The organism is bacterium, assembly GCA_040756715.1.
Classification (GTDB): Bacteria; UBA9089; UBA9088; order UBA9088; family UBA9088; genus JBFLYE01.
This window is the reverse complement of the sequence record JBFLYE010000096.1, coordinates 1-4,312: the sequence shown is the minus strand read 5'-3', so window position 1 is coordinate 4,312 and position 4,312 is coordinate 1. Positions and strand designations below refer to the sequence as shown.

Sequence of the window (4,312 nt, the reverse complement as noted above, 5' to 3'; positions counted from 1 at the left end):
TTTAAGTAAAATAGAGAATATTAGGTAATTTTTTGTCAAGTGCAAAATATGTAGTGCCGAAAAAATTGGGCCTTAGATTTAGTATTAGAGCCAATTTTCAAATTTAGTGGCGAAAATGACTTGTCAATCACAAAAACAGCCCATATTTTTGCCCAGGGAAACCTTGCAAAATCCTATGTCCAATCTACCCACCAAAAAGCAAAATCAATACACTACCAATTATAGTATCTTCCATTACTTAGTGCAAAAATAGATAGGGTTGTGTTTATCTGTTAAAAATTCATCCACCTTTTAAGAAATTTTGAATTCTAAATTTTGAATTTTGAATTGAAGGTTTAAGTTTTATAAAATTTTTTCCCTTTTAATTCAAAATTCAACATTCAAAATTCATAATTTTATAAAGTTTTCCTTAAGATTATCTAAACACATACATTTTGTAAAGCGTTATGGAATTAACTATAGTAGAAACTGGAGTATTATTTTTGCTTAAGGGAATTTAAAGGTTGACATATCATATATCATAGTATTAATAATATGTAATATGAGGAGGTGAATACAATGAAGACATTAAATGCTTTAACCGTAAGAAAAAGGTTTGGAAGTGTAATTGATGAGGTATATACCAAAAAACACCCTATTGTTATCTCCAGGGTTAATAAGCCTTTAGTAGCAATGATTCCTATAGAGGACTATAAGGAAAAATATGAAGGAGAAGGGAAAGAGAGACAACTTCAATTAACTGCCAAAAAGATTGATCAATGGAGAAAAGAGCACCGGGAAGAACTCAAAGGCATAGACACTACTTCAATAATTCGCCAGATGAGGGAAGAAGGATGATTTTTTTGGATGCCTCGGTAATTATGAAATGGCTAATTGAGGAGGAAGGAAGTGAATTATCTTTAGCTTTAATGGATAGTCATATTAGGGGTAAGGATAAGATGCTATCCCGGAGCTATTGTTTTATGGTACGTGTTTAGCTTCTCTCTTAACCAAATTACCATAGCCGTTGTTTAGCTGTCCTATATACCTAGGCACAAAGGGGCAAAGGCACAAAGAAAGCAAGTAATAAATAAACTCTCTCGCCTTTGTGCCTCTGTGCCTTTGTGCCTATTTCCCAATTTTATTCTCACCGAGCTAAACACATACGTTCTCTTTGCTTCATTTATTATTAAATCCTCAAGTTCAGTCTTGGTTTTCCTTGGGAAGAATGTTTAGGTCTCTTTGAAAAATCCTTTAAAGGACCATCTCTTCCCCTTCTTACTGTCTGTCTTGATATTCCTAATATCAAAGCCCTTTCAATAATCTCTTTGTTTTGTATTTTTTCTTTCCTTAAGGTGGTAAGTATGTCTATACCCATCTGGACGTACAAAAAATCAATTCTTGGCAAAACCAAAGGAGATTTGTTATGCTTTTATAAAAAAGAGATGCAACCTAAAAAGCCATCTTATGCCAAACAATTAAAGGCAGTTTCTAAGGTAAGTGAGGCTATTGTTTCTAACCTTTATTTAGAAGATATCCTTTCTCTCATCACCACTGTGACCGCAGAGGTAATGGGTTCCCGGATATGCTCTATAATGCTTGTGGATTCCGAAAAGCAAGAATTGGTTATACGGGCAACCCATTCTATTAGTAAGGAGTTTTACGAGGCATATAATCAAAAACCAGCTCTAAAAATAGGAGAAGGGATTGCAGGAAAAGTGGTTGCCGAAAATCGTCCTATAGCGGTGAGGGATGTAACAAAAGAAAAAGATTATAAATATAAGGAGATGGCCAAAAAAGAGGGGTTGGTTTCTTTGCTCTGCGTTCCTTTATGTGTTAAGGGAAAGGTAATCGGAGCTTTGACCAGCTATACCTCTAGTCCCCATAAATTTACCAAAAGCGAAATTGATACCTTAACCACTGTGGCAAATCAAGCAGCAATAGCGATTGAAAATGCCAATTTGATGGTTAAAACCAAAATTATTCAGGAAGAATTAGAGACCAGAAAGCTGGTTGAGAAAGCAAAAGGTATTCTGATGAAAGAATGCTCTCTTTCAGAAGAAGAGGCTTATAAAAGGATTCAGCATCAATCAATGAATATGCGCAAATCTATGCGAGAAATTGCGGAGGCAATTATTCTGACTAAAGAGATTGAGAAAAATGTTTTGACAAAATTTTAATCTTATGCTATCATTTTTCGTAATCTGATACAATGGAGTAGTAGAGAAAATTAAATTTAGACAAGGGTGTCAAAAAAAGGCACCTTTTTGTTTTTTAAGGTGCAAGGAGGAAAAGATGAATTTACAACAACCAAATGCGAATGATGCAACCCAGACATCTAATCGCTCAAGGAGCGTAGTGCCATCAAGTGGGTTGTGTAGCAGATGTATCGATGGCTGTAAGGGGAATTGCGAGGTATTCAAAGCAAGCTTTAGGGGTAGGGAGGTAATCTATCCAGGGCCATTTGGCGAGATAACCGCAGGGGGAGACAAAAATTATCCTATTGATTACTCCCACCTTAATATTCAAGGCTATGCTTTGGGAGCAAAGGGTCTACCTCAAGGTGTGGCAGGAAACCCTGATACTGCAACCTTTCCAGCGGTAAACACCGAAACCGAATATGGCTGGGAGATTAAGGTTAAAATGCAGGTTCCTATTTTTACCGGGGCCCTTGGTTCAACGGAAATTGCTCGTAGGAATTGGGACCACTTTGCGGTTGGTGCAGCAATCAGTGGCGTAACATTAGTCTGTGGAGAGAATGTTTGTGGTATTGACCCACAATTGGAATTAGATGCCAATAAGAAGATTGTTAATGCCCCGGATATGGATAGAAGGATTGAAATCTATAAACGCTATCATCGCGGCTATGGTGAGATATTGGTTCAGATGAATGTAGAAGATACACGCCTTGGGGTAGCTGAGTATGTCCATAGCAAGCATGGATTAGAGACCATAGAACTTAAATGGGGCCAAGGTGCAAAGTGTATTGGTGGTGAAATTAAGGTAAAGAGTTTAGAGCGGGCACAGGAATTACAAAAACGGGGATACATTGTTACCCCTGACCCATCAGACCCAGTTATTCAAGCAGCATTCAGGGATAAAGCGATTAAGGAGTTTGAGCGGCATAGCCGGCTTGGTTTTATCCAAGAAGAAGAATTCTATGATGAGGTAGAACGATTACGCAAGATAGGATTTAAGAGAATTACCCTAAAAACAGGGGCTTATGGCTTGCGAGAATTGGCTATGGCGATAAAGTGGGGAGCTAAAGCTAAGATTGATTTGCTTACCATTGACGGTGCAGGTGGTGGAACAGGGATGAGCCCCTGGCGGATGATGGAGGAATGGGGTATGCCTTCCCTTTATTTACATTCTGCTACCTATGAATTTTGCAAGAAGTTAGCAGATAAAGGCGAAAGGGTGCCAGATATTGCTCTTGCCGGTGGATTTTCCAGCGAAGATGGGGTATTTAAGGCATTGGCTTTGGGTGCTCCTTTTGTCAAGGCAGTCTGCATGGGTAGAGCCTTAATGATTCCAGGAATGGTGGGCAAGAATATTGCCGAATGGATTGAGAAAAATGATCTACCAAGGAGTGTCAGCGAGTTTGGCAGCACAGTAGATGAAATCTTCGTTTGCTATGAGGAAGTAGCCAATATGCTAGGCAAAGATGAGATGAAGAATCTCCCCCTTGGTGCACTTGGCATTTACAGCTATGTCCAAAAGATTAAGGTAGGGCTTCAGCAACTTATGGCAGGTGCAAGATGCTTCAAGATTAGCTCAATTACCCGCAATGAGCTTATGTCTTTGAGTGAGGAATGTGCTAAGGTTACCGGCATTCCCCATCTTATGGATGCTTACCGAGAAGAGGCAGAAAAGATATTGGGGGGGTAGAGAGCCGCTTAAACATCTTTTTAAAAGAGCAGAAAAAAATAAGTCAAAAGTTGAATTACCCTAGACCTTTATTTGGGGAAAAAATAGAGGATATAATTTTTATCTTAAATTAACCCAAAGGGAAAGAGAGGTGGCAAATTTTCTAAAAGAGGGCTATACCTTAAGGGAGATAGGCAAAAAGCTTGGCATCTCCCATGTTTCTGTGCTTAATAAAGAAAAGATTAAGAAAAACTTACTGGACAAAATGTAAATTGTATTGACAATTTGTCCAAAAAGGTCTATACTTTTTTTGTGATTAAAAGAACAATTTCTGAAAAATTATAGTTGATTCCATAACGCTTTACAAAATGTATGTGTTTAGATAATCTTAAGGAAAACTTTATAAAATTATGAATTTTGAATGTTGAATTTTGAATTAAAAGGGAAAAAATTTTATAAAACTTAA

4 protein-coding genes and 1 pseudogene are annotated in these 4,312 nt (G+C 37.6%); 4 read left to right on the top strand and 1 reads right to left on the bottom strand.

Annotation, left to right across the window (positions count from 1 at the left end):
• The first annotated feature begins 558 nt into the window (after positions 1-558).
• Complete coding sequence (locus AB1397_03675; protein ID MEW6482086.1) at positions 559-837, top strand: type II toxin-antitoxin system Phd/YefM family antitoxin; 279 nt, start codon at positions 559-561, stop codon at positions 835-837.
• Between the two features lie 308 nt (positions 838-1,145).
• Here AB1397_03675 and AB1397_03670 read toward each other — a convergent pair.
• Positions 1,146-1,291, bottom strand: a pseudogene (locus AB1397_03670) (IS481 family transposase).
• A 133-nt stretch (positions 1,292-1,424) separates the two neighbouring features.
• On the opposite strand from AB1397_03670, the gene AB1397_03665 reads away from it, so the two are divergent.
• From AB1397_03665 to AB1397_03655, 3 genes are all read left to right on the top strand, one after another.
• Complete coding sequence (locus AB1397_03665) at positions 1,425-2,159, top strand: GAF and ANTAR domain-containing protein (GenBank protein ID MEW6482085.1); 735 nt, start codon at positions 1,425-1,427, stop codon at positions 2,157-2,159.
• 115 nt (positions 2,160-2,274) lie between these two features.
• Positions 2,275-3,867 carry an FMN-binding glutamate synthase family protein gene (locus AB1397_03660; GenBank protein ID MEW6482084.1) on the top strand — a complete coding sequence of 531 codons (1,593 nt, stop codon included), beginning with the start codon at positions 2,275-2,277 and terminating at the stop codon, positions 3,865-3,867.
• A 70-nt stretch (positions 3,868-3,937) separates the two neighbouring features.
• Positions 3,938-4,117: a LuxR C-terminal-related transcriptional regulator gene (locus tag AB1397_03655; protein ID MEW6482083.1), complete on the top strand. Its 180-nt coding sequence runs from the start codon at positions 3,938-3,940 to the stop codon at positions 4,115-4,117.
• Positions 4,118-4,312: the final 195 nt, after the last annotated feature.